Origin of the sequence: Delftia sp. DLF01 (assembly GCF_014852125.1) — a bacterium.
GTDB lineage: Bacteria > Pseudomonadota > Gammaproteobacteria > Burkholderiales > Burkholderiaceae_C > Comamonas > Comamonas acidovorans.
In genome coordinates this window covers 122,211-145,655 of record NZ_JACVAZ010000002.1, presented here as the reverse complement: position 1 = coordinate 145,655, position 23,445 = coordinate 122,211, and the positions used below count along the sequence as shown (strand labels likewise).

Sequence of the window (23,445 nt, the reverse complement as noted above, 5' to 3'; positions counted from 1 at the left end):
CAAAAACGACAAGGAATACACAGCATGAATGCATCCTCTCTCAAGCTTGGTTTCGTGGGCCTGGGCATCATGGGCGCGCCCATGGCGGGCCACCTTCTGACGGCAGGCCACCAGCTGTTCGTGAACACCCTGGGCAAGATCCCCGCGCAGATCGCCGAAAGCAGCGCCACCCAGTGCACCACCGCGCGCGGCGTGGCCGAGCGGGCCGACATCATCTTCCTGATGCTGCCCGACACGCCCGATGTCGAGAAGGTGCTGTTCGGCGAGGACGGGGTGGCCGCCGGCCTCAAGGGCAGCAGCGGCAAGGTGGTGGTGGACATGAGCTCCATCTCGCCCGTGGCCACCAAGGACTTCGCTCGCCGCATCGAGGCCATCGGCGCCCAGTACCTGGATGCGCCGGTCTCCGGCGGCGAGGTGGGCGCCAAGAACGCAACGCTGTCGATCATGGTCGGCGGCCCGGAGGACGTGTTCGCGCGCGTCAAGCCGCTGTTCGAGCGCATGGGCAAGAACATCACCCTGGTGGGCGGCAATGGCGACGGCCAGACCGCCAAGGTAGCCAACCAGATCATCGTGGCGCTGAACATCGAGGCGGTGGCAGAGGCCCTGCTGTTCGCATCGCGCGCCGGTGCCGACCCGGCCCGCGTGCGCGAGGCGCTGCTGGGCGGCTTTGCCTCGTCCAAGATCCTGGAAGTGCATGCCGAGCGCATGATCAAGCGCACGTTCGATCCGGGCTTCCGCATCTCGCTGCACCAGAAGGACCTGAACCTGGCCCTGAGCAGCGCGCGCCAGCTCGGTGTGTCCCTGCCCAACACCGCCCAGGCCCAGGAGCTGTTCAACAGCTGCGTGGCCCACGGCGGCGCGAACTGGGATCACTCGGGCATGGTGCGTGCGCTGGAGATCCAGGCCAACTTCGAGGTCGGCCAGAAGGTCCCGGCCTGATGCCGCGCAACTGACAACGCGATTGGTGGGAGGGCGGCCTTGCGCCGCCCTGTTGTGAAAAGCCGCGCTCGGCAACGGGCGCGGCTTTTTCTTGCTTCAATATCCCAGTGTCTGCCCGTCGGGGTTGCGCGGGTCGGAGGCGCCGTAGAGCATGCCGTCGCGCAGCTCGATGGTCTGCGTGCGTCCCATCGACGCCTTCACGGCAACGTTGTGGCCGCGCGACTTGAGCAGGGCCACGGTGTCGGGGCTGATGCCCTTTTCCACGCGCAGCTCATCGGGCGTCCACTGGTGGTGAAAGCGCGGCGTGGCGGCGGCCTCGGCCGGGTTCATGCCGAAGTCGATGGTGTTGACCACGGTCTGCAGCACGGTGGTGATGATGCGTGCGCCGCCGGGGCTGCCGGTGACCAGAACGGGCTTGCCGCCCTTGAGCACCATGGTCGGCGTCATCGACGACAGCGGGCGCTTGCCTGCGGCCACCGCATTGGCATCGCCGCCGACCAGTCCATACGCGTTGGCCACGCCGGGCTTGGCCGAGAAATCGTCCATCTCGTTGTTGAGCAGGATGCCCGTGCCCTTGGCCACGATGCCGCTGCCGAAGTTGGTGTTCAGCGTATAGGTCACGGCCACGGCGTTGCCCGCCTTGTCCACCACCGAGTAGTGCGTGGTCTGGTCGCTCTCGTAGGGCTGGGGCTTGCCGGGCCGGATGTCCTTGCCGGCGCGCGCCTGGTAGGGGTCGATGCCGGCGGCCAGTGCCTCGGCATAGCGCTTGGAGGTCAGGCCCTTGAGCGGCACGGTCACGAAGTCGGGATCACCCAGGTATTCGGCACGGTCGGCATAGGCCAGCTTCATGCTTTCCGCCATGTAGTGGATGCTCTGCGCGCTGTTGACGCCCCACTGGTTCATGGGCCAGCGTTCCATCATGTTGAGGATCTGGATCAGGTGGGCGCCGCCGGAGGACGGAGGCGGCATGGTCACGATCTCGTAGCCGCGGTAGGTGCCGCGCAGAGGCTCGCGCTCGGCGACCTTGTAGCTCTTGAGGTCCTGCAGCGAGAGGGCGCCTGCATGCGGCGCCATCTCGGCCGCGATCTTGCGGGCGATGGAGCCTTCGTAGAACACCTTGGAGCCCTGCTGGCCGATCAGGCGCAGCGACTGCGCCAGGTCCTTTTGCACCAGGCGGTCGCCGCGCTTGAGGGGCTCGCCGTTGCGCCAGAAGATGGCCTGGGTGGCGGGCCACTGGCCCATGTTCTTCTTTTCCTGTTCCAGGATCTTGGCCAGGGTCTCGCTGACCGTAAAGCCCTTGTCGGCTAGCTTTGCGGCCGGCGCAATCACCGTGGACAAAGGCAGCGATCCCCATTTCTTCAGCGCATGCTCCATGCCGGCCACGGTGCCGGGCACGCCCACGGCGTAGTGGGTGTAGAGCGATTTGCCGTCGATGACCTTGCCATCCGCACCCACGTACATGTCGCGCGTGGCCTTGGAGGGCGCGACCTCGCGGAAGTCCAGCGCAATGTTCTTGCCGCTCTTGGCGTCATGCACCACCATGAAGCCGCCGCCGCCGATGTTGCCTGCGTTGGGCAGGGCCACGGCCAGCGCAAAGCCCATGGCCACGGCGGCGTCCACCGCATTGCCGCCGGACTTCAGGATCTGCAGGCCGATGCGCGAGGCCAGCTCCTGCTCGCTGGCCACCATGCCGCTCCTGCCCACGACGGGATGGAACACATCCATGTCGAAGTCATAGGCGGCGCTGGCGGCCTGGGCCGCGTTGCTCTGCGTGATGGGCGCCGCTGCCGGGGCAGGCGCTGCGGCCACGGGTGTTGGCGCCGCCGAAGCCGCGGGCGGCTGCGTGCTGCTGCAGGCGGCCAGGCTGGCAATGGCCAGCGCCAGGCTGGTTGCAAGCAAGGGGGAGCGAAGTTGCATCGGTATCTCCTTGGCAGATGAAACAGTGGAACAGTGGAAAAAGAGCGCGCGTCCTGTGCCGCCCTGTGTGCGCCGGCCGGAGGGTCCTGCGGCCAGGACGGCGGCGGACCACAGTGTAGAAGCATGGCGTCGGCAGCCTTCCCGCGCGCCGGCCCGGGCGCCCAAAGTGCGGGTATCTGCCTAGGCGTTGGCCGTGCAACGCCCTTCAAGGGCGTACAAAAACTGTATACACTTTGCGAATGCAGGGCAGGGCCGCGAGTGCTGTCGCGCGCCGCGCTCCGTGCATTGACCAACCAATGACAACCGGGCGGGCCAGCTCCCGCCGCACAGGAGATTTCCATGGGCCTGAGCACCCACGTCCTCGACACCATGAACGGCTGCCCCGCAGCCGGCATGGCTGTCGCGCTGTATTCCACCGATGGCGACCAGGCCACGCTGATCAAGAGCCTGGTGCTCAACCACGACGGCCGCACCGATGCGCCGCTGTTCGACAACAACAGCCTCAGGACCGGCACCTACCGCCTGACCTTCGACGTGGCGGCCTACTTCAAGGCCCGTGGCGTGCAACTGCCCGAGCCCAACTTCCTCAACAAGGTGAGCCTGGACTTCGGCGTGGCCCATGCCGACCAGCACTACCACGTGCCCCTGCTGGTCAGCCCCTGGAGCTATTCCACGTACCGGGGCTCCTGAGCCCTGCTGCAGGCAGGCTGTCGGGGGATGGCCTGGAGTGAAACCTGAAACGACGAACGGCCCGCATTGCGGGCCGTTGCTTTTGGGGCTCCAGCAAGCGTGCAGGCTACTTGCCCTTGGAATGCCCCATGGCCACGACCAGGGCCGTGATGAAGAAGAAGGCCTGCAGCTCCAGCGCCCAGCCTCCCGAGCTGTGCAGCTGCATCACCTGGCCCGTGTGCACCAGCGCAAAGGCCACGACCATGTTGATCGCAATCACCAGCGCCGCAGGCACCACCCACAGGCCGACCAGCAGCAGCAGCGGCGCCACCACCTCACCCAGATAGACCGCATAGGCCAGCCAGCCCGGTGCGCCCGTGGACTCCACCATGCGCTCGATGCTGCCTATGCCGTAGCGCAGCTTGGCCCAGCCGTGAAAAAGCAACAGGACCGCGAGCGTGACGCGCAGCAGCACCATGGCTGCCTGGGGATGGTGAAAGTGGCTCCAGAACTTCATGAACTCCCTCGGTGTGGATAGGCCCGGTGGGCCGGGTGTTGCTGTGGGTGCATTCTGGCATCAGCGCGCTTTCGGTGTCGGCTGTGGCGGCCCGGCACGGGATTTTCAGACATTTCCTGCGGGCCTGTAGTCCTATGGCGCAACTTGTGACATGTCTCATCACAAGTACCGCAAAGCCGCCTAGCATCATCCCCAGCCTGTCTCGGAAACGGTTTGCGAGCACTGGAAGGGGTGCCCGGGACCGGGAGGCAAGGTGATCAATCCAATGAACCGATGGGGTCTCCCCAAAACGTCCAATCAAGAAAGGCAGGTTTTCCCATGCGTCAGTTTTCTTTGCGTACCGTCGTGATGGCCACTGCACTGGCGGCCGGCAGCATTGCCATGGTCGGCTGCACCACCACCAAGCCGGAAACCCAGTCCGCGCCGCGCGCTGATGCCACCACCGTCAATGCGCGAGCCAACGCCGCGCTGGAGCGGCTGTACCAGACGGCGCCAGGCTCCAAGGAAATGGTGGCCCGCTCCAAGGGCGTGCTGATCTTCCCCTCGGTGATCGGCGGCAGCTTCGTCATCGGTGTCGAGCATGGCCGCGGCGTGCTGCGCGTCGGTGGCCAGAACAAGGGCTACTACAGCACGACCGGCGCCTCGGTGGGCTGGCAGGCCGGTGGCCAGTCCAAGGCTGTGATCTATGTGTTCAACACCCAGGAAGCGCTCGACAAGTTCCTGGCCAGCGAGGGCTGGTCCGTGGGCGCCGATGCCACAGTGGCCGCAGGCAAGGTGGGCGCCAATGGCAGCGTGGACACCACGACCGCCCAGGGCCCCGTGACCAGCTATGTGCTGACCAATGCGGGCCTGGAAGCCGGTGTGTCGCTGCAGGGCTCGAAGATCACCAAGGTGGTCGAGTGATCCAGGCCCTGAGGGGCCTTTGAACGAAACCGGCCTGCGGGCCGGTTTTTCTTTGTGCGGTCGTCTCAGTCGGCGCCAGCGGCGCCGTCTTCATTGGCGCTGCCCGGCGCAGCGGGCGGGAGCACGGCCTGCTCTATGCGTTCGAGGCGCTTTTCGATGCGCTCCACGGCTTCGGCGCTCATCTTGATGTCGTAGATGCTCACGGGCTCCTCGCATTCCAGCGCAGGGTCCGTCGCGGCCGACAGGCGGCCGAGCAGAGGGGCCTCGAACGTGGTCTGCAGCCGGGCCACGACTTCGGCGTTCATGGAACGGCCGGTGCGCTTGGCTGCCTCCTCGACGAGGTCCTTGAGTTCCTGCGGCAGGCGCAGCTTGTACTGAGGATCGGTCTGTTTCATCGCCGGCAATCATGGACCGGAAAGGTATTGACTGCAAGGGACCTGAAAGGTATTGTTGCTTCGGGACCAGCACGGTCCCGCGCAAGGGGAGCCATGAAGACAGTCAACCCATCGGGCCGCAGCCACCGAAGATACTCACCACAGCACCAGGAGGTGCTGGCGGTCGATGCGCTGTGCCACATGGGCGCGGCCCTGGGCGTGCTGGAGCTGCATGCAGAGCGCGCCGACTCGGCCATGGTGTGTGCCGCGCGTGATTTGCTGCGCGGCTACCACGCCAGCGCTGACCAGGCGGTGGCCAGCCTGCAGGCCGGCGACCGCGCGGCAGGCGTGCTGCCGCAGATGTCGCAGGACCTGGGCTATGCCATCGAGGTCATCGACCGCGTGAACGACGACGCCCCGGATGACCTGGTGCTCTATGCCGTGACCTGCCTGCTCAGAAGCGCCAGGAGCTTTGCCGACGGCCAGCCGCGTGAATCTGCCTGAACCGGCATGAACCTGCCTGAGCCAGCCTTTGGCGGCCTGAGGCTCAGAGCTGGCCTTCGGTCAGCGTGTCGAGCTGGAAGCGGCCGGACTTGTCCCAGAGCCAGGTATCGGTATAGGTGATGCGGGCGGCGCCGGCCGGGGCGGGGAAGGGCGCGGCGGCGCGCACCAGGCGCTCGATCTCGCTCACCACTTCGGGGGCATGGCTGGGCGCGCGCATCCAGTGCAGGCGCTGGACCTGGCCGTTGCGGTCGATCTGCACCTGCAGCACGCCGATCGCGTAGAGCATGGGCGGCAACTGGCCCTTGTAGATGCGCTCGGCATTGCGGGCATAAAGATGGTTGGCCGCCACCTTGCGGTACTGCAGCTGTGCGCTGGAGGTGGCTTCGTCGGGGCGCGGGCCGGGGCCGGGTGGCGACTTGCAGGCCGTGACCAGGGAGGCAATGGCGGCCATCAGTCCCGCCCACAGCCAGGGACGGCCGGAACGTGGCTTTTGCACGGAACTGTGCTGAGAGGAATCGGGGGAATCGGGCATGATTGCGAGCGTATCCTGAAACGCTGCGGCACCGGCAGTCGGAGCGCAAAACTCAAGTGCCGCAGCGGAAAATCCCGCAACAAATTCCAACGAAGCCCGCAGGCGCCACGACGGGCTGTCAGGTGCGCCCATGTGGAGTGACACGTTCAAGAAAGTCGAGCAGGGCCTTGCGCAGGGGCCGCTGTGCTGGGTCGAGGTGATGGAGTCGCGCGGCTCGGTGCCGCGCGAGCGCGGCGCCTGGATGGCCGTGTTTGCCGACCGCGTGGCCGGCACCATTGGCGGCGGGCACCTGGAGTTCGACGCCATCGACCGCGCGCGCAGCCTGCTGCGCGACGCGGCGCTTCAGGCCGGATTGCCCGGACAGCCTGGGCAGGCCGGTCCCGCCCTCGCCGAGCACCAGCACCGCTATCCGCTGGGCCCCAGCCTGGGCCAGTGCTGCGGCGGCGTGGTGATGCTGAGGTTCGTGCTGGTGCCCCAGGGCCGCATGGACATGCTGCGCGAGCGGCTGCAGCCGCCGCGCGACTGCGTGGCCCTGTTCGGCGCAGGCCACGTCGGCCATGCGCTGGTGCGCCTGCTGTGCAATCTTCCCTACCGCGTGATGTGGGTGGACAGCCGCGATTCGGTCTTCCCCGAGGAGGAGCACGAGCTCGTGCAGTGTGAATACTCCGATCCCGTGCAGTCCGCCGTGGCCGATCTGCCCACCGGCTCCCAGGTGCTGATCATGAGCTTCAGCCATGCCGAGGACCTGGAGGTGGTCGCCCAATGCCTGAGCCGCCAGCGCCAGCACGGCGACCTGCCCTATGTGGGCCTGATCGGCAGCGCCACCAAATGGGCCACCTTCCGGCGCAGGCTGCGCGAGCGCGGCTTCAGCGATGCGGAGCTGGACCATGTGACCTGCCCCATCGGCGTGCCCGGCATCAAGGGCAAGGAGCCTGAAGTGATCGCGGTGGCCGTGGCGGCGCAGCTGCTGCAGCGGCGCAGCGCCGCGCCCGCGCAGAATCAGGGAAATCTCTAGTGAATTGATATCGCGCAAGCCGGCTGGCTGTCGAAAAATTGCATACACTTTGTGTCTACGAAATGGTCGCAGCGGTGCACCGGCGGTATATCTACCGGGTGCGCGGCCTTTTTCTTCTGCTCAGAGCGCCCGCAGTGGTGAGCAGGTTGAACACCGGCGGCCCCCACGCTGCCAAGGTTGAGAGCTATGGAAAGCTACATTCTCGACTGGGCCAACCTGCTGTTGCGGTGGCTCCACGTCATTACGGCCATCGCCTGGGTCGGTTCCTCCTTCTATTTCGTCTTCCTCGACAGCAGCCTGACGCCGCCTGTCGATGACGACCTCAAGAAGCAGGGCGTCAGCGGCGAACTCTGGGCCGTGCACGGCGGTGGGTTCTACCACCCCGTCAAGTTCAATGTCTCCCCGCCCAAGCTGCCGGACCATCTGCACTGGTTCTACTGGGAAAGCTACACCACCTGGCTCAGCGGCTTTGCGCTGCTGACGGTGTCGTATCTGTGGAACGCCAAGATCTACCTCGTCAATCCGGCCGATCCCAACGCCATGGGCTCGGCTGCGGCCATTGCCTCGGCCCTGGCCTTCCTGGTCGTGTTCTGGCTGCTGTACGACGGCATCTGCCGCGTCTTCGGCCAGAAGAAGAACGGCGACGCCACGGTGGGCGCCATGGTGCTGGTGCTGGTGTGCATTGCGGCCTTCCTGGCCTGCCACATCTTCCCGGGCCAGGCCGCCTTCCTGCTGATGGGCGCCATGCTGGCGACCTCGATGAGCGCCAACGTGTTCTTCTGGATCATCCCCGGCCAGCGCACGGTGGTGAAGGCCCTTAAGGAAGGCCAGCCCGTGGACCCCATCCACGGCAAGCGCGGCAAGCAGCGCAGCGTGCACAACACGTACTTCACGCTGCCGGTGCTGTTCGCCATGCTGTCCAACCACTACGGCTGGCTGTACAGCCATGAGCTGAACTGGCTGGTGCTGATCCTGATGATGTTCGCGGGCGCTGCCATCCGCCAGTTCTTCGTGATGCGCCACGGCTTCAAGCTGGGCCGCAATGCCCATCCCTGGCCCTACGCCTTGGTGGGCGTGCTGGTGCTGATCGGCACGGCCGTCTGGCTCAAGCCTGCACCGGCGCCTGCCGCCGCCCCTGTGTCTGCGCCTGCCGCCGCCCCTGTGTCTGCGCCTGCCGCAGCCCCTGCAGCGGCTCCCGCCGCCGTGCAGGCGCCTGCTGGTGCCGAGCCCGCTGCGACGGCGGCGCCCGGTGCCGAAGCTGCTGCACCCGTTGCGGCCGCTGCTCCCGCCGCCGACGGCGCCGTGGGCTACGCCCAGATGGCGCCCTTCTTCCAGCAGCATTGCGTGGTCTGCCACGGTGCCGCCCTGCAGCAAAAGAATGTGCGCCTGGACTCGCCCGAGCAGGTCAAGGCCCACGCCCAGCAGATCTACCAGCAGGTGGTGCAACTGCGCAAGATGCCCTTTGGCAATCCGGGTGCCCTGAACGATGACGAGCGCAGCATGGTCAAGCGCTGGTACGAGTCTGGTGCATCGGTGAACTGATCGCTGGGCCGCGCCCAGACGCTGTCGGCGTTTGCTGTCAGCGTTCGGCGGCCAGCCACCAACCCGCAGCCTCGCAAGAGCCTGCGGGCTTTCTGTTTCAGGCCGGCCAGGCTGCTGCGGTGCCGTGCAGGGCCGGGCGCCGCGCTTCATCGCGCGGCGTGTGCAGCGCGATGGCGCCGCGGCCCGGCAGGCTTTGCGCCTTGGCCTGCTGCTTGGCCAGGGCCGCGAGGTTGGCGATGTCCTCGGGTGCCAGCACGCTGCCCGGCGCGACGCGCACCACGCCGATGGACAGCGTGGTGCAGGCAAAGAATCGCCGGATGCCGTGGCGGTCCTCGGCCCAGATGCCTCCGGCCTCGCGCGCCTGGTCGTCGAACAGCTGGCGCGCCTCGCTGGCGAAGGCGCCCACAATGCCTTCGCAGCGCCGCTGCCAGTCCTCGCTTTGCAGCAGCAGCATGAAGTCGTCCCCGCCCACATGGCCCACGAAGTCGCGCCGCGCATCGCAGTGCGCCACGGCCAGCCGCGCCACCAGGCGGATCATCTGGTCGCCGTGCCAGTAGCCGTAGTGGTCGTTGAAGGGCTTGAAGTGGTTGAGGTCGGCGTAGCAGGCCACGAAGCCGGCGCCGCTGTCCAGCAGTCGCCGCATGTGCAGGCTGATGGGGATGTTGCCGGGCAGGAAGGTCAGCGGGTTGGCATGGCGCGCGGCCTCGATGCGGGCCTCGGTCACGCGGCGCACCAGCTGCTCGCCCGTGCCCAGGCCCACATAGCGGCCGTTGTCGGTGACGATGAAGCCGTCGCTCAGGTAGCGCTGGTCCTGCGAGGTCAGGATGCCCACGAGCTGGTCCACATCGCAATCGAGCTCCACGATGCGCGGCTGCACGTTGGCAAAGGCCAGGCAGGGCTTGCGCCCGTGCACTTCGCGGAAGTACAGCGTGGCGTAGTGGTTCATGAACTGCTGGCGGTTGATGAGCGCCAGCGGCCGGCCGGCCTCCACGACGGCAATGGCATGCAGCTGCTGGCCGGCCTGGAACAGCTCGGCCACCTCGTCGTTGCTGGCCGTGGGCACCACGCAGGGCGCCTGCATCACCATCAGATTGCGCAGCACCCCCGGGCGTGCGCTGTGTCCCTGGTGGGGCAGCACGGCCACGCGCGGGTCCTGCGCCACGCTGCGCGCCTGCGTGCTGATCTGGGGCTGGGCGGTTTCTGCAGGGCGGCCCAGCAGCCAGCCCTGGCCATACGGAATGCCCAGGTCGCGCAGGGTGCGCAGCTCGTCCTCGGTCTCTATGCCTTCGGCGATCAGCGTGGTGCCGAAGACCTCGGCAATGCCCTTGATGGCCTGCAGCAGCTGCAGCGTGGCCGGGCGCTGCTCGATCTGGTGGATGAAGTACTTGTCGATCTTGACGAAGTCGGGCTTGGCCTCGGACCACAGGCGCAGGCTGGAGCGGCCGTCGCCAAAGTCATCCAGCGCCAGGCGCGCGCCCGTGGCATGCACGGCCTTCACGGCGGCGCAGACGGCGGGCATGTCGGTCACATGGTCGTGTTCGGTGATCTCCACCACCAGGGAGCGGGCCTGCACGCCGAAGCTGCGCACCGTGTCCCCGACCATGCCGGGGCCGCAGACCCCCACGGCCTGCACCAGCGCCTGGGCGCTGAGGTTGACGAACAGCCGGCCCGGCGCACTCTGCCGGCCCCAGTCCTGCAGCGCCACGCAGACCGCCAGCAGCTCGAATTCCCGAAGAATGCCCTCGGCCGCTGCGCCCTTGAGCAGGGCATCGGGCGTGTGCAGCGGCGTTCCATGGGGGCCGCGGATCAGCGCCTCATGCGCATAGATGCTGGCGCTGCGCAGATCGGCCAGCGGCTGGAAGACGCAGTACAGGCCGCCCGCGCGCATGAGCTGCGCCACGGGGCCTGCGCCGGACCGCACGGCGGCGGAGAGCACGGCCGCGGCAGCGGGCAGGCTGGCGAGCATCTGGGGATCGATCATGGGCTCAACTTTTCAGTTGGATACATTACGTTTCACTGGTGACATTCTTGTGACAAGTATGCCGCCTGCGGACCGGTGTGCTGGCGGCGGATTGACATGGCTCAAAACGCGGCGGGAGCAAAGCCGGCAAAGTTGCATGCATGTTCGCCCTGTCTTCCTTGCAAGCTTTCGCCTTCGCGCCGGGTTCCGCCCAGGTGTTGGCCGCGGGTACCTGGCTCAGGCTGCGTCGGCAGTCGCCGGATACGGTGATGTATCTGGAGCGCGGTCGCGTGCTCCTGGGCATAGGCCAGGGTGGGCAGATGCGCCACCAGCTCGGTGTCGTGGAGGGGCCTGCCTGGCTGGATGCGGCCTTTGTGCTGCAGCGGCGCGGCAGCAGCCTGGACATGCTGGCCGACAGCGATGTCCGCGTGCAGCAACTTCCCCAGACCGACTTCCTGAAGGCCGTCTCGCAGCTGCCGTCGCCCGCCCAGCAACTGCTGCAGGACATGGCCCAGGCCTACTGCGCGCAGACCGAGCTGGCGGTGAGCCGCCTGTCCAAGGACGCCGAGGCGCGCTGCGCCCAGTGGCTGCTGCGCCATGCCATGCCGCACGAGGCTGGTGGCCTGCGCGTGACGCTGCACTTGCGCAAGCGGCTGATCGCCGCCCAGCTCGGCATTGCGCCCGAGACCTTCTCGCGCGTGCTGCGCCAGTTGCGTGAGCACGGGCTCATCGCGGGCCGGGGCAATGTCATCGATCTGCCCAAGCCGGCGGCCCTCGAAGTGCTTGCAGTAGGCTGATTCCCACGCCGCTGACGGGTGCCGGCCTGCAAGCGCCGGGCCTTGCGGGGCGGGGTATCCACTGGTTCGCGGGTTCCACCCAGTGGGACGGCTTTCGGGCCTGCATATATTGATGGCGTCATGTCACTGGACGCCCGCCGATCTCCCTTTTTCCAGGCACTGCTGGCATCCCAGGATGCTCCGCAGCTGCCGGATTCACCCTCGCGGCCGCGCGCGGCCACAGGCTGGGGCGCCATGCGCTGCACGGTGCTGGCGCTGGCCGCTGCGGCCGTGCTGCTGGCGGGCCTTGGCAGTGCCTGGTGGGTCTCGCACAACATGCGCCAGCAGACGCTGGAGCGCGCCATGGCCCGGCAGGCCGACGAGGTCGATACCGTGGCGCGCATGCTGGCCGCGCGGCTGGAGCAGCAGCAGCGCCTGCTGTGGGTGCTGGCCCAGGGCATTGCCGACCAGGGCAGCGACCCGAGCCGGCTGATGGGCGAGATGCTGCGCGGAGACGCATCCGTGCGGCTGTTCGACACCCTGCAACTGGCCGACGCGCGTGGCCAGTTGCAGCTCAGCCTGCGCGGCGGCCGTTCCGAGCCCCTGGTCGATCTGGACGAAGGCGTGCGCGACGTGATGCGGCGCAGTCTCGCCGATGGCCGGCCCGTGGTCTCCACCATGGTGCGCAAGGGGGCTGATCCCGGAATGATGGAGTTGCTGTACGCCGTGCCGCTGCGCACCGGCAACGGCACGGTCAGCGGCGTGCTGTCGGCCGGCGTGCGCATGTCCGCCCAGGCCCTGCTGCCGCCCAGCATCGATCCTTCGCGCTCCGGCGGGCGCCTGCTGGTCATGCAGCGCGACGGGCAGATCCTGGCCCATTCCGACCCCTCGCGCTGGTCGGCACGCGCCGAGGCCGAGCCCGGCCTGGGCGCGGACTGGCTGCAGGACCCCGCGGCCGGCGCAGTGCAGGTGGGCCCCGACACCCAGCGGCGCGCGGGCTACCTGGTGACGACGGCAGGCATGCCGCTGCCGCAGTGGCTGGTGGTCAGGATCACCCCCGAGGAAGCCATCGCACCCAGCCTGGCGCCGCGCGTGCTGTGGTGGCTGCTGGCCGCCGTGGCCGGTGTCGCTGGCCTGCTGGTCCTGCTGCTGATCCTGGTCACCGAGCCCATGGCGGCCCTGCACCGCACTGCACGCCAATGGCTGGCGAGCCAGGGAAGGCTCATGGCCGAGGAGCCCGATCCTGCGCCCGAACCCGAGCCGGGCCATGCCGAGGAAGGCGGCTGGCGCATGCCCTGGACCCATGCCTGGGGCGAAGCCTCCACGCTGTGGCAGGCCCTGCATCGCCTGGGGCAGATGGGGCAGGAGCAGGCGCACGAGGTCGGCCGGCTGCAACTGCAACTGCAGACGCTGATGGACTACGCGCCCGTGGGCCTGGTGGTCACGCGGTCGGCGCATCTGGAGCTGGTGGGCCTGCAGGCCGCGCGCATGCTCGGCTACCCGCCGCGCGAGCTGCAGGGGCAGGCGATACGCCAGCTGTGCGCCTCCGACGCGGCGCACATCCAATTGCTGGAGCGCGTGCGCAAGGGCCTGGACATGTACGGCCAGTTCGACAGCGAGCAGTGCTTTGTCCGCAAGGACGGCCGCCCCATCTGGGTGCGCCTGCACGGCCAGAGCCTGCAGCGCCTGCAGCGCGGCCTGGAGCCGCGCGCCGTGGTGCCGGCAGACCCCACCCTGGTCTGGGTGGTCGAGGACGTGACCATGCAGCGACTGGTGCGCGAGCAGCCGGGCTGGAAGGCCATGCACGATCCGCTGACCCTGCTGCCCAACCGCGAGGCCTTTGCCATGCGCCTGCATGAGTGGCTGCAGGAATGCAGTGCCGCCCAGCGCCTGCCGGCCGAGGCGCTGCAGCAGGGTGAATCCGCCCTGCAGCACAGCGACAACACCTCCGTCGCCACGGTGGAGGAGGCGCAAGAGGCGGAGGAAGAGGCGGTGGAGGAGACCGTCGGCCTGCAGCAGCATGGCGTGATCCTGTTCCTGGACCTGGACCACTTCGCCCACGTCAACCAGCAGGGCGGCCATGCGGCGGGCGACGAGGTGCTGTGCCACATGGCCCGGCTGATCGACAGCGTGGTCCGGCCGCTGGGCTGGGTGGCGCGCCTGGGCGGTGATGAATTCGCCGTGCTGCTGGCGGGCACCTCGGCGGAGCAGGGCATGCTGCTGGCGCAAAGCCTGTGCATGGCCGTGCAGGACTGGGAGGGCGCCCATGAGGGGCAGCGCTACCTGATGGGTGTCAGCGTCGGCATGGTGGTGCTCGATGCCCGCCAGCACACGGTCAGCAGCGCGCTGCGCTCGGCCGACATGGCCTGCTATGCGGCCAAGCGCAAGGGCCGCAACCGCGTCGAGGTGCTGGAGGCCGCCTGAGCGCCGCGGCCGTGCCTCACTCGAAGGATTCGCTGAAGCGCCGCAGTCCCTCGGGATCGATCAGTGTCAATGCGCCATAGGAGACGCGGACCGCTCCGATGTCCTCCAGCTCCCCCAGGGTGCGATTGACGATCTGGCGCGACACGCCGGCCAGGCTGGCCAACTCCTCCTGCGACATGCCCAGGTGCCGGTTGCCGGTGTCCGGATACAGCCTCGAATCGGTCAGCTCCGAGATGCAGTGCGCCACATGGCGGCTGGAATGGTGCAGCCGCGCATGCTCGCAGCGGCCGATGAACTGGCCCAGGCGCGCATTGAGCTGGTCCAGCAGGAAGCGGTTGAAGCCGAGGCTGCGCTCCAGCAGCCAGTGAAAGGTGCTGGCCGGCATCAGTGCCACCAGCGTATCCTCGATCGCCGTCGCGTCGAACGGCCAGCATTCGTGCTTGAGCAGTGTGCCCTCGCCGAACCAGCAACCCGGGGTAAAGGTGGCCAGCGTGGTGCTGCGCCCGGTAGGCGACAGCGCATGGATCTTGACCGCTCCCTGGACGACGCCGGCCCAGTGGCCGGCCCGGTGCGTCTTGTGGCAAAGCGGGGTGCCGGCCGGGATGTGCCGCAACAGCACCTCCTGCCGCAACCTGAGCAGGTGGGCCCTGCTCAGGTGGGGCGCAAAGGGCGCGGACTTGAGGACGGCGTTGATCGTGGGCGGCTGCATGGTGCTTGATGCAAATCTTCAATGAAAGTCTGCTGCTTCATTGCATGAATTGGCACGCTGCAAACCCTGATCACCGGCCCCTGGACGCCTGCGGGACTTCGCGCAAGGCGCAACTCAATCGTTGCGCGAGACCGGAGCAGGCCCGGCCTTGGTGCCCGCCGGACCGGCACTGAAATCGGTCAGGAAGGCCGCCTCCCGGCTCTGGCCCGTTCCGGCCTGGCTCCAGTCGCACACTCCCGCCGCAAACACTGCGGCAAGGCGCGTTTGCTGGGCCGGGCTGAAGGTGATGCCGGCGTACTCCGGGCTGGTGAACGAAAGGGGCTTGAGCTGGCACTGGTAGATGTCCTCCGCGAGCGGACCTCCGGCCACCTGGCGTGGCGACAGGGTCGGCTTGAGGGGACAGGCTGGGTCGTCCAGGGCCAGGACTTTGTCCAGATCCGAAGGGACGGCTCCCGTTGCGGCGATGCATCCATCCCTGACATCCGAAGGCCTGTTGCGCACCACTTTCTGTGCCAGCGCAGCGCCGGTGGTGTCGCGCTCCACGGCGGTCAGCCAGCGGTCCATCATGACAAAGGCCTCGCGTCGCATGGCCGGAGCGATCAGCAGCGGGACCATGCCCTTGCTGGCGCGGATCACATGGTTGTCATGGTGGCCGTTGGCGGCATCCAGCCTTGCGCGTTGCTGCAGGCTGCGCCAGGTCATGTGGATGTCGCTGCCGCCCTCGGGCCGCAAGTCAATGATGGCCACCTGGGACAGGTTCCTGCCGTTGCTGGTGAGGCCACTGCTGTAGAGCCTGGGCAGCAGGCTGGCCACGGCCCGCTCGCGGGCTGCCGGCCGGGACGCAGTGCCTCCGGTCCAGTCCATGTCGTTGGTGTAGCTGCCGATGCCTTCGTTGAGCTGCACGAAAGCCTCCGCGTCGATGGCGCCCGACTGCAGTGCCTTGAGTCCGTACTGCAGGCCCGTGTTGTCATACGGCAGCTGCGGCTTGGTGTGGCCGTCGGTGTCCTTGAACGTCCCGAACACTGGGACCAGCATGTCGTGGATCGAGCAGCGCACGCCCTGGCCGCGTGTGCGCGGGTCGTAGACGATGGAGGCGGGAAAGCCCACGCCGCAGTTGTCGGGCAGCCGGGGGTTCTGGGGGGCGATGAAGCTCCCTACCCATTTGTCGCAGTAGCTGGCCGGATGGCCATTGATGGCGGCCTTCGCGGTGTCGCTCAGTGCCTGTCCTGCGGCCGTCCTGTAGTAGCTGGACAGCAGGCCGCAGTCGCGTGTTTCCATCCAGGTGGACACCGCATCGGGATAGCTCAGCCCCGTCTGTATGCCCTGCAGCAGACCCGGCATGGCGGAGGCGATCACTGTCTGCATCATGGAGCCACCCGAGTCGCCGTCGCCCATGGTGTAGCGCACTTCGCCGTAGTTCTCGATCAGATGCTCCTTGATGCGCATCATGTTCTCGGCGGCCAGCAACTCGTTGTTGTTGTGCAGGTGGTTGGTCAGCATGGCTTTCACGACCATGTGGCCTGCCGCGAGCGCGTTGGGGTCGAACGGCAGGCTGCCGCTGAACTGGTCGAGGAGGTTGACCGCCGGCTCCTGGAAGCGATTGCCGGAAGCGGCTGCGCCGAATCGCCACAGCACCTTGCCGTTCCATCCCTTTTGCGGCTCCCAGGGAGTCCAGGCCTGCGCGGGGTCATGGTAGGCCAGGATCTGGAAGGTGCCGCGGCCCATGACGCCAGTTTCCATGCGCAGCAGGTGCTTGACCGTATCTCCGCGGTCGTTGGTGAAGTCGGCGATCTCGCTGTCGGCCGGGCGCTGCGATGGGTCGTAGGCCACATGGCAGGGCGTGGCGCCTGCCGGACCCATCGTGCAGGCGCTGCCTTGCCTGGCCTTGGGCATGTAGTAGTAGGTGTACTGGGTCCTGGTATTGCACTGGACATCCACCGGATCGGTATCGAGACCGCTGACGCGCGTGGTCACGGTCGCCGACAGTGCCGTGCCGGGCACGGAAACGGTGGCTTGCGCGCCATTGCGCGTGGCGCAGATCCACGGCGCGGTCTGCGGCCCGGCGAAGATGGGATCGCCCCGGCCATGGTTGGTGATGTCCAGCCGTGCCCTCGCGCTGCCGGCCGCCGTGGCGGTGAGGGTGTTGGCGCCCACCTTCAATCCCTCGACCCGGCCCAGAATCCGGCCATTGGCGCGCAGGGCGAACCGGGCGGTGACATCCGTGCCATTGAGCGCCACCTTCAGTGCACCGGGCGGGCTGCCCTTGGGCAGCACAATTTCAATATAGGCATTGCCGTCGCTGATCATGTCGGCCCGGTTGGACAGGCTGCGTATCTCGATGACACCCAGGCCTGAGTCACCGCTGCCGCCGCAGGCGGTCAGCACACTGGCGAGCGTGGCTGCGGCCACCATGCCCGAAAAAGGGGTTGGCTGTTTCATCGTCTTGTCTCCTGCAATCCACTTCCTTTTGAAGCGATTTCATTGAATCACGCTAACAGTCTGCAAGTCTGTATAGGTTTGGACAATGGTTTGCCGGCGACTGGCTCGCATATTGCATGTGCTGCGTGCACAAGTGTTTAACCGCCCCTGCCCAGGGCATTCTTGGTGCTTGTATCTAGCTGGCGGGGGTCATGGCTGGGTTACGCTGCGGGCTCCCCATGACCTGCGGCGCGTCCCCGGCGCGACCGCTCTTTTTTTCGCTGATTGCTTCGCTACATGCGCGACCAGGCCCTGTTCGACAAGATTGATCTGCACCTGATACGGGTGCTGCACACGGTGCTGACCGAGCGCAGCGTCTCGCGTGCCGCATTGCGCCTGGGCATGCACCAGCCGGCGGTGTCCGCCGCGCTCAAGCGCCTGCGCGACCTGGCCGGCGATTCGCTGCTGGTGCGCTCGGGCGCGCACATGCAGCCCACCGAGGCCGGGCTGCGCATGGTGCAGCCGGCCGCCGACATCCTGCGCGCGGCCGAGGGCCTGTTCAGCGATGCACGGCATTTCGATCCTCGCACCTCCACGCGCACCTTCCGCATCGCCGCCAGCGACTACCTGGACCCGCTGTTCCTGCCGCGCCTGGTGGCCCATCTCAAGACCGAGGCGCCCGGCTGCCCCGTGGACATCCTGGCCCTCAACGGCGACGCGCACTACGAGGTGCAGCTGGCCCAGGGCGATGTGGACGTGGTGATCGGCAACTGGCCCGAGCCGCCGCAGGGCCTGCACATGGCCAGCCTGTTCGAGGACGAGGTGGTCTGCCTGGTCAGCCCCCAGCACCCGGCCGTGCGCCGAGGCTGGGACGTGGCCCAGTGGCTGGAGGCCGAGCACATCGCGCCCACGCCCACCTACCCGGGCGCGCGCGGCGTGATCGACGACCAGCTGTCCCGCATGGGCCTGCAGCGCCAGGTGGCGGCGCGCTGCGCGCATTTCAGCCTGATCCCCGACATCGTGGCCACCAGCTTGCTGGTGCTGACCACGGGGCGGCTGTTCTGCGAGCGCTTCAGCCAGCGCCTGCCCCTGGTGATCCTGCCCTGCCCGGTGGAGTTTGCGCCGCTGGTGTACTACCAGCTGTGGCACGCCCGCACGCACATGGGCGCCTCCACGCGCTGGCTGCGCGACGCCGTGCGGCATGTGGCCCTGATGTCCCGTGCCCGCTAGGCGATGGCGGCAGGAACCGCCTTTTTGGTGAACAAAGTGGTGGTCGATATGAGGGCCGCCGAGGCGGTTTCAAGGACTTGTGTTCCAGTTTGTTGCAGAAATTGAAAGACAATCCCAGCCATGAATCCCCCCGATACAGTCCCCCTGCCAGCCGCCGCACCGCCCCGGCTGCAGCTGACAGGCATCACCAAGCGCTATCCGGCGGTGGTGGCCAACAACGGTATTTCGCTGACCGTGGGCGCCGGCGAAGTGCATGCCATCCTGGGTGAGAACGGTGCCGGCAAGTCCACGCTGATGAAGATCATCTACGGCGCCGTCAAGCCCGACGAAGGCCGCATCGAGGTCGATGGCAAGCCGGTCCACATCCGCAATCCGCAGGAGGCGCGCCAGCTGGGCATCGCCATGGTGTTCCAGCATTTCAGCCTGTTCGACACGCTGTCCGTGGCCGAGAACGTCTGGCTGGGCCTGGACAAGAGCCTGCCGCTGGCCGAGGTGGTGAAGCGCATCGAGTCCACGGCGCATGACTACGGGCTGGAGGTCGATCCCCACCGCCCCGTGCACACGCTGAGCGTGGGCGAGATGCAGCGCGTGGAAATCATCCGCGCCCTGCTCACGCACCCGCGCGTGCTCATTCTTGACGAGCCCACCTCGGTGCTCACGCCGCAGGCGGTGGAGAAGCTCTTCGTCGTGCTGCGCCGCCTGGCGTCCGAGGGCTGCTCCATCCTCTACATCAGCCACAAGCTGCACGAGATCCGTTCGCTGTGCACGGCCTGTACCGTGCTGCGCGGCGGGCAGGTGACGGGCGTGTGCAACCCGGCCGTGGAGAGCAATGCCTCGCTGTCGCGGCTGATGATCGGCTCGGAGCCGCCCGAGCTCACGCACCGCGAATCCCAGGTCGGCGCCAGCGTGCTGCGCGTGCAGGGCCTGGCGCTGCCGCGCTCGGAGCCCTTCGGCGTGGACCTGCATGGCATCCAGCTCGATGTGCGCGCGGGCGAAGTCGTGGGCATCGCCGGTGTCTCGGGCAATGGCCAGAAGGAATTGCTGTACGCCCTGTCCGGCGAGGACACGCGCGCAGCGCCCGAGATGGTGCAGATTGCCGGCCGGGAGGCGGGGCGCCTGGGCCCCGGCCGGCGCCGTGCGCTGGGCCTGCACTTCGTGCCGGAGGAGCGTCTTGGCCGTGGCGCCGTGCCCAGCATGGGCCTGGCGCACAACCTGCTGCTGACGCGCAAGACCGCGCTGGGCGCGGGCGGCTGGATCCGCATGGGCCAGTTGCAGGAGCAGGCGCGCGCCATCATCGCGCGCTTCAACGTCAAGGCCGGTGGCCCCAACGCGGCGGCGCAGTCGCTGTCGGGCGGCAACCTGCAGAAATTCATCGTGGGCCGCGAGATCGATGCCAGGCCCAAGCTGCTCATCATCTCCCAGCCTACCTGGGGGGTGGACGTGGGGGCGGCCGCGCAGATCCGCGGCGCCATCCTGCAATTGCGTGACGAAGGCTGCGCCGTGCTCGTGCTCAGCGAGGAGTTGGACGAATTGTTTGAAATATGTGACCGCCTGCATGTGGTGGCCAAGGGCCGGCTGTCGCCCTCGGTGGCGCGGGCCGATGCCACCGTGCAGCAGATCGGCGAGTGGATGAGCGGCCTGTGGGACGGTGCTGCCGCCCCGAACGCCGCCCAGAATGCCGCCAGGGGAGGCGCCCATGTTCAAGCTTGAGCAACGCCCCCAGGCCTCGAAGCTGTGGACCTACGGTTCGCCCGTGCTGGCGCTGGCCATCACCGTGCTGATCGGTGTGTGCCTGTTCGTGATGCTGGGCAAGGACCCGGTGCGAGGCCTGCAGGCCTTCTTCTGGGACCCCGTCAAGTCCACCTATGCGCTGGGCGAGCTGGCCGTCAAGGCCACGCCGCTGCTGCTGATCGCGCTGGGGCTGGCCGTGTGCTTTCGCTCCAATGTCTGGAACATCGGTGCCGAAGGCCAGTTCGTGATCGGCGCCGTGGCCGCAGGCGGCGTGGCGCTGCTGGCGGACAAGACCACGGGGCCGTGGATCGTGCCCGCCATCCTGGTGGCCGGCATGCTGGGCGGCATGGTCTGGGCCGGCATCGTGGCCCTGCTGCGCGACCGCTTCAACGCCAATGAAATCCTGGTCAGCCTGATGCTGGTCTACGTGGCCACCCTGGTGCTGGGCTTTCTGGTCTACGGGCCGTGGAAGGACCCCATGGGCTACAACTTCCCGCAGACCAAGACCTTCGAGCGCGTCACGCAGATCCCCAAGCTCATGCAGGGCATGCGCACCAACATCGGGCTGCTGCTGGCGCTGGCTGCGGCGGCCATGCTGTGGGTCTTCCTGTTCCGCACCCGTGCCGGCTTTGCGCTGCAGGTCGGTGGCCTGGCCCCGGCCGCTGCGCGCTACGCGGGCTTTTCCTCGCGCCGCGCGCTGTGGACGGCGCTGCTGATCTCGGGCGCCGCCGCCGGCCTGGCCGGTGCGCTGGAGGTGGCCGGCCCGCTGGGCCAGCTCACGCCCTATGTCCCGGCCGGCTACGGCTTCGCCGCCATCATCGTGGCCTTCGTCGGCCGCCTGCATCCCGTGGGCATGATCTTTTCCGCGATTCTCATGAGCATGTTCTATATCGGGGGCGAACTCGCCCAGTCGCGCCTGGGCCTGCCCAAGGCGCTGACCGGCGTGTTCCAGGGCCTGCTGCTGTTCACGCTGCTGGCCTGCGACACGCTGGTGGCCTACCGCGTGCGCTGGGTGTCCCGCACGCCCGTGGTCCCGCCCGCAACGGCGCCTGCCGTCAAGGAGGCCCGCTGATGGAATCCTATGCACTGCTGCTGGGCTCCACGCTCAGCGCCGGCACCGTGCTGGCGCTGGCCGCGCTGGGCCTGCTGATCAATGAAAAGGCCGGCATCGTCAACCTGGGTGCCGAGGGGATGATGCTGTGCGCCGCCATTGCGGGCTTTGCCGCCGTGGTCCACACGGGCAGCACCACCGTGGGCTTTCTGGCCGGCATGGGTGCGGGCGCGCTGCTGGCCGCCATCTTCGGCGTGCTGGTGATCTGGCTGAACACCAACCAGTACGCGACGGGGCTGGCCCTGTCGCTGTTCGGCACGGGCTTCTCGGCCTTCCTGGGCCTGGGCTATGTGCAGGCGCGCCTGCCCGAGCTGCCCAAGTTCGCCGTGCCCTGGCTGTCCGACCTGCCCGTGGTGGGCACGGCGCTGTTCCGCCTGCACCCGCTGGTCTATGGGGCCGTAGTCATTGCGGCGGCCCTGGTCTGGTTCCTCTACCGCACGCGGGCCGGCCTGGTGCTGCGCGCCGTGGGTGAGTCGCCCCAGTCGGCCCATGCGCTGGGCTACCCGGTGCGCCGCATCCGCCTGGCGGCCGTGGTGTTCGGCGGCGCCATGTGCGGGCTGGCCGGCGCCTACATCTCCACCGTCTACACGCCGCTGTGGGTGGAGGGCATGGTGTCGGGCCGGGGCTGGATCGCGCTGGCGCTGACCACCTTTGCCACCTGGCGCCCTGCGCGCGTGCTGCTGGGCGCCTACCTGTTTGGCGGCGTGACCATGCTGCAGTTCCACCTGCAGGCCACGGGCGTGCAGGTGGCCAGCCAGCTGCTGTCCATGCTGCCCTACCTGGCGACCATCGTCGTGCTGGTGCTGATCTCGCGCAATCCGGCCTGGATCCGTGCCAACATGCCGGCCTCGCTGGGCAAGCCCTTCTATCCGGGCTCCTGACGCTTTCATTTTTTCTCTCTCCCTCCAGAACCACAAAAGGACAAACGCATGCCCGCTTTGCGCGAACGCACCCTGAAACCTGGCCTGAAAAGCACGCTTGTGAAGATGATCGGCCTGTCGGCCATCTCGGTGGCGGCCCTGACCGCCTGCGGCAAGAAGGAAGAGGCCGCAGCGCCTGCTCCCGCTGCCGCGCCTGCCGCCCAGGCGCCGGCCGAGAAGCTCAAGATCGGCTTCATGTACGTCAGCCCCATCGGCGATGGCGGCTGGACCTTCCAGCACGAGCTGGGCCGCAAGGCCATCCAGGAGAAGTTCGGCGACAAGGTGGAAACCTCCTTCGTCGAAAGCGTGCCCGAGAGCGCCGATGCCGAGCGCGTGATGCGCGACATGGCCGGCCAGGGCAACAAGCTGATCTTCGCGACCAGCTTCGGCTACCAGGAGTTCGTGCAGAAGGTCGCGGCCGACCTCAAGGACGTGAAGTTCGAGCACGCCACCGGCTACAAGAACGCCGACAACGTGGCCACCTACGACACCAAGACCTTCGAGGGCGCCTACCTGGCCGGCATCGTGGCCGGTGGCATGACCAAGACCAAGACCATCGGCGTCGTGGCCTCGGTGCCGATTCCTGAAGTGGTGCGCAACATCAACAGCTTCGTGCTGGGCGCGCAAAGCGTCGATCCCTCGATCAAGGCCAAGGTGGTCTGGGTGAACGAATGGTTCGCCCCGCCCAAGGAGTCCGAGGCCGCCACCTCGCTGATCAACGGCGGCGTGGACGTGCTCTACCAGAACACCAACTCCCCGGCCGTGCTCAAGACGGCCGAGGAACGCGGTGCGCGCGCCTTCGGCAAGGACGGCGACATGAGCGCCTTCGCGCCCAAGGCCCACCTGGGCTCGGCCGTGATCGACTGGACGCCCTACTACAGCAAGGTCACCCAGGACACGCTGGACGGCAAGTGGCAGGGCGGCTCGTTCTGGTGGGGCGTGAAGGAAGGCGCCATCGACCTCGTGAAGATCGCCGACGACGTGCCCCAGGACATCAAGGACAAGGTCGCCAAGGCACGCGACGGCTTGAAGGACGGCAGCTTCGCCGTCTGGACCGGCCCCATCAAGGACAACACCGGCAAGGAAGTGCTGACGGCAGGCCAGGTCGGCGATCTGGGCTTCATGACCAGCATCAACTTCTTCGTCAACGGCGTCGAAGGCAAGGTGCCGGGCGCCAAGTGATCCGGCGGCAGTCCATGCACCAAGGGCCCTTCGGGGCCTTTTTTTCTGCCGCGATCCGCCAGACGGGTCCGC

General features: G+C 67.7%; 20 protein-coding genes. 13 read left to right on the top strand and 7 right to left on the bottom strand.

The genetic code is table 11. The features are described from left to right. Positions 1-24: 24 nt before the first annotated feature. The gene (gene glxR, locus IB269_RS09060) at positions 25-939 is read left to right on the top strand and encodes a 2-hydroxy-3-oxopropionate reductase (protein ID WP_013803708.1); all 915 of its coding nucleotides are present in this window, start codon (positions 25-27) and stop codon (positions 937-939) included. Between the two features lie 96 nt (positions 940-1,035). On the opposite strand, the gene ggt is transcribed toward glxR, so the two are convergent. Further along, positions 1,036-2,856 carry a gamma-glutamyltransferase gene (gene ggt / locus IB269_RS09055; protein WP_192366986.1) on the bottom strand — a complete coding sequence of 607 codons (1,821 nt, stop codon included), beginning with the start codon at positions 2,854-2,856 and terminating at the stop codon, positions 1,036-1,038. Between the two features lie 339 nt (positions 2,857-3,195). Between ggt and uraH the strand changes: the two genes are divergently transcribed. Beyond that, positions 3,196-3,546, top strand: a complete 351-nt coding sequence (gene uraH, locus IB269_RS09050; protein ID WP_012204044.1) for a hydroxyisourate hydrolase — start codon at positions 3,196-3,198, stop codon at positions 3,544-3,546. Between the two features lie 106 nt (positions 3,547-3,652). Here uraH and IB269_RS09045 read toward each other — a convergent pair whose 3' ends face one another. Continuing rightward, positions 3,653-4,042 carry a DoxX family protein gene (locus IB269_RS09045; RefSeq protein WP_013803705.1) on the bottom strand — a complete coding sequence of 130 codons (390 nt, stop codon included), beginning with the start codon at positions 4,040-4,042 and terminating at the stop codon, positions 3,653-3,655. A gap of 318 nt (positions 4,043-4,360) precedes the next feature. Between IB269_RS09045 and IB269_RS09040 the strand changes: the two genes are divergently transcribed. Then, positions 4,361-4,945, top strand: a complete 585-nt coding sequence (locus tag IB269_RS09040) for a YSC84-related protein (protein ID WP_013803704.1) — start codon at positions 4,361-4,363, stop codon at positions 4,943-4,945. 65 nt (positions 4,946-5,010) lie between these two features. Here the strand turns inward: IB269_RS09040 and IB269_RS09035 are convergent, their stop codons facing one another. Beyond that, positions 5,011-5,340, bottom strand: a complete 330-nt coding sequence (locus tag IB269_RS09035; RefSeq protein ID WP_012204047.1) for an Arc family DNA-binding protein — start codon at positions 5,338-5,340, stop codon at positions 5,011-5,013. A 93-nt stretch (positions 5,341-5,433) separates the two neighbouring features. Between IB269_RS09035 and IB269_RS09030 the strand changes: the two genes are divergently transcribed. Then, positions 5,434-5,823, top strand: coding sequence for a hypothetical protein (locus tag IB269_RS09030; RefSeq protein ID WP_192366985.1), 390 nt, complete (start codon positions 5,434-5,436; stop codon positions 5,821-5,823). 43 nt (positions 5,824-5,866) lie between these two features. On the opposite strand, the gene IB269_RS09025 is transcribed toward IB269_RS09030, so the two are convergent. Next, positions 5,867-6,355: a hypothetical protein gene (locus IB269_RS09025; protein ID WP_065346741.1), complete on the bottom strand. Its 489-nt coding sequence runs from the start codon at positions 6,353-6,355 to the stop codon at positions 5,867-5,869. A 130-nt stretch (positions 6,356-6,485) separates the two neighbouring features. Here IB269_RS09025 and xdhC point away from each other — a divergent pair, with 130 nt between their 5' ends. After that, a complete protein-coding gene (xdhC, locus tag IB269_RS09020; RefSeq protein ID WP_034391120.1) occupies positions 6,486-7,370 on the top strand; it encodes a xanthine dehydrogenase accessory protein XdhC in 885 nt (294 codons plus the stop codon). A gap of 186 nt (positions 7,371-7,556) precedes the next feature. Further along, on the top strand, positions 7,557-8,912 hold the full coding sequence (locus IB269_RS09015) for a urate hydroxylase PuuD (RefSeq protein ID WP_192366984.1): 1,356 nt from the start codon (positions 7,557-7,559) through the stop codon (positions 8,910-8,912). Between the two features lie 97 nt (positions 8,913-9,009). Here IB269_RS09015 and IB269_RS09010 read toward each other — a convergent pair whose 3' ends face one another. Beyond that, positions 9,010-10,893, bottom strand: a complete 1,884-nt coding sequence (locus tag IB269_RS09010; RefSeq protein WP_192366983.1) for an EAL domain-containing protein — start codon at positions 10,891-10,893, stop codon at positions 9,010-9,012. 140 nt (positions 10,894-11,033) lie between these two features. Between IB269_RS09010 and IB269_RS09005 the strand changes: the two genes are divergently transcribed. Both IB269_RS09005 and IB269_RS09000 read left to right on the top strand, forming a co-directional pair. After that, the gene (locus IB269_RS09005) at positions 11,034-11,669 is read left to right on the top strand and encodes a Crp/Fnr family transcriptional regulator (RefSeq protein WP_088166726.1); all 636 of its coding nucleotides are present in this window, start codon (positions 11,034-11,036) and stop codon (positions 11,667-11,669) included. A gap of 120 nt (positions 11,670-11,789) precedes the next feature. Further along, positions 11,790-14,072 (top strand): diguanylate cyclase domain-containing protein, encoded by a 2,283-nt coding sequence (locus IB269_RS09000; protein ID WP_192366982.1) that lies wholly within the window; start codon positions 11,790-11,792, stop codon positions 14,070-14,072. 16 nt (positions 14,073-14,088) lie between these two features. Here the strand turns inward: IB269_RS09000 and IB269_RS08995 are convergent, their stop codons facing one another. Beyond that, positions 14,089-14,781, bottom strand: a complete 693-nt coding sequence (locus tag IB269_RS08995) for a Crp/Fnr family transcriptional regulator (RefSeq protein WP_192366981.1) — start codon at positions 14,779-14,781, stop codon at positions 14,089-14,091. Positions 14,782-14,895: 114 nt separating this feature from the next. Then, positions 14,896-17,220, bottom strand: coding sequence for a DUF6351 family protein (locus IB269_RS08990; RefSeq protein WP_192366980.1), 2,325 nt, complete (start codon positions 17,218-17,220; stop codon positions 14,896-14,898). A 276-nt stretch (positions 17,221-17,496) separates the two neighbouring features. Between IB269_RS08990 and IB269_RS08985 the strand changes: the two genes are divergently transcribed. From IB269_RS08985 to IB269_RS08965, 5 genes are all read left to right on the top strand, one after another. Continuing rightward, the gene (locus IB269_RS08985; RefSeq protein ID WP_012204057.1) at positions 17,497-18,429 is read left to right on the top strand and encodes a LysR family transcriptional regulator; all 933 of its coding nucleotides are present in this window, start codon (positions 17,497-17,499) and stop codon (positions 18,427-18,429) included. Between the two features lie 120 nt (positions 18,430-18,549). Then, positions 18,550-20,139: an ABC transporter ATP-binding protein gene (locus IB269_RS08980; RefSeq protein WP_063326924.1), complete on the top strand. Its 1,590-nt coding sequence runs from the start codon at positions 18,550-18,552 to the stop codon at positions 20,137-20,139. Further along, positions 20,126-21,232: an ABC transporter permease gene (locus IB269_RS08975; protein WP_192366979.1), complete on the top strand. Its 1,107-nt coding sequence runs from the start codon at positions 20,126-20,128 to the stop codon at positions 21,230-21,232. Before IB269_RS08980 ends, IB269_RS08975 begins: the two co-directional genes overlap by 14 nt. Further along, complete coding sequence (locus IB269_RS08970; RefSeq protein ID WP_013803692.1) at positions 21,232-22,152, top strand: ABC transporter permease; 921 nt, start codon at positions 21,232-21,234, stop codon at positions 22,150-22,152. Before IB269_RS08975 ends, IB269_RS08970 begins: the two co-directional genes overlap by 1 nt. Before the next feature lie 48 nt (positions 22,153-22,200). Continuing rightward, a complete protein-coding gene (locus tag IB269_RS08965) occupies positions 22,201-23,373 on the top strand; it encodes a BMP family ABC transporter substrate-binding protein (RefSeq protein ID WP_052155404.1) in 1,173 nt (390 codons plus the stop codon). Positions 23,374-23,445: the final 72 nt, after the last annotated feature.